Annotated in this window: 2 protein-coding genes; both read right to left on the reverse strand. The window is 48.1% G+C overall.

What is annotated here, in order from left to right:
• The coding region (locus tag OEL57_RS16705; protein ID WP_300742073.1) for a polysaccharide deacetylase family protein at positions 1–711 on the reverse strand (711 nt) is incomplete at its 3' end.
• A gap of 700 nt (positions 712–1411) precedes the next feature.
• A partial coding sequence (locus OEL57_RS16710; protein WP_300742074.1) for a hypothetical protein occupies positions 1412–1610 on the reverse strand: 199 nt, incomplete at its 5' end.

Below are 1610 nucleotides of genomic sequence, written 5' to 3' on the forward strand. Positions count from 1 at the left end.
CAATACAATAGATTCAGTGATGACACAGTCTGGATGCGACATGTCAATATCTCGTTTCTCTTTGCAGAAAAACTCAGGCTTGGCCAGAGTCAAATGCATAAGTACTACAGGAGAAATGCTGGATATATCACAAGCACTTCGAATTTTGTGCTTCAATGAGAAGCCGTTTTCCGCCTTCCATGGATGCCAGTCGAAACTATCAACATCCCAATTGGCCGCCTGGACCCCTCCCCATGCACAGGGCTGCAGTGACAAGCCTTCATTTTTTAAAATTTGATATTGATCCGAATGGCCGCTGCCATACGGAAACCTAGCCAGTTTTGGTTCATATTCTGGAGCGACGGACTGCAAGGCCTCTTTCCAGGCACGAATATCACCAGAGAGCTGCAGGGCGTTTTTATATCTCATGTTATCATGGTGCATAGAATGCCACCCAACAGAAAATCCCGCGTCGATTGCCATCGCTACGGAATCAGGCTGTGCCAAAATACCTTCACCAGTAAAATAAAACTGTGCTGTAGCTTTGTTAGTATTTAGAATAGACAGCAACTTTTGCATGCGCGTAGGCTCAAAAGGAACGTCGTCAAAAGTATATATTGGCAAGCTTGAATTGCTTGGCGCAACAGCAGCAGCTCCAAACGTCGACAATTGAACCCATGGTAAGCACATTATGGCTCCCGCAGTGAACCCAAGAAATGCCCGACGGCGCATTCCAACTACCTCCTACGTTCTTCTGGAGCTGAGTGCTCGCGGCTGTAGCGTGTCGGTGAATGTCCGCAAATTTGCCATCAACTATCACTTCTAGCTGCAGATTGTTGCCAGCACGGCGACCAGTGCGCTCCAAGATGTCTATATACATCCATTCCTCACACAGCAAATCTGTTTATATTGAATTGACTTTGAGATGAACAAGACATGCATCCAGCATATTGGTAAAGATAGCAAGGTGTAGTTATCCGTTATCCTTTGATAGTTTTAAAATATTGAGCCAGCTTCGTCAAAAGCGACGTTCGGTGGATTGCCTCCCCCCGGGGTGGCGTTGTCCACTCTGCGGCTATTGGCTCTCACCCCCCCAAAAAAACGACACCTCCCTCCGTGTTGCCCATGATGCATATTACGTCTGGGCCGAGTGTGTCTATCCTCTTTGATAATTCTGAACTTGCTGAGAAAGACCCACTGCATGGCGACACAAGAAAAGTACTCGTATGTCTTCTCTAAAGTCATGACATTCTCATGAAGCAATTTAACCATGCCCTCACTGTACCAATTGACGCCAAAGATGTACCCACCGTAAAGTATTCGGCGGTCGAGACTTCGAGCCAAATAACTTTAAAACGGAACGCGTCAATCCACCCGAGCAGACGTTCACGTAAACCCCATTTTTTTCAATCGTTGGCAAGTAGTTGCGGCCTCATTCCCGAATTCTAAGAAGGCGCAAGCCGTTAAAAATGACGATCAACGACGCGCCCGTGTCGGCCAGGATGGCGGACCAAAGCGTGGCCAGTTGCAGGAAGGCCAGCACCAGGAATATGATCTTGAGTCCCAGGGCAAAGGCAATGTTCTGTCGAATCGTGCTCATGACGCGGCGCGAGTGCCGGATGAGCCAGGGG

This window comes from Trichlorobacter sp. (genome assembly GCF_030247655.1).
Taxonomy (GTDB): domain Bacteria; phylum Desulfobacterota; class Desulfuromonadia; order Geobacterales; family Pseudopelobacteraceae; genus Trichlorobacter.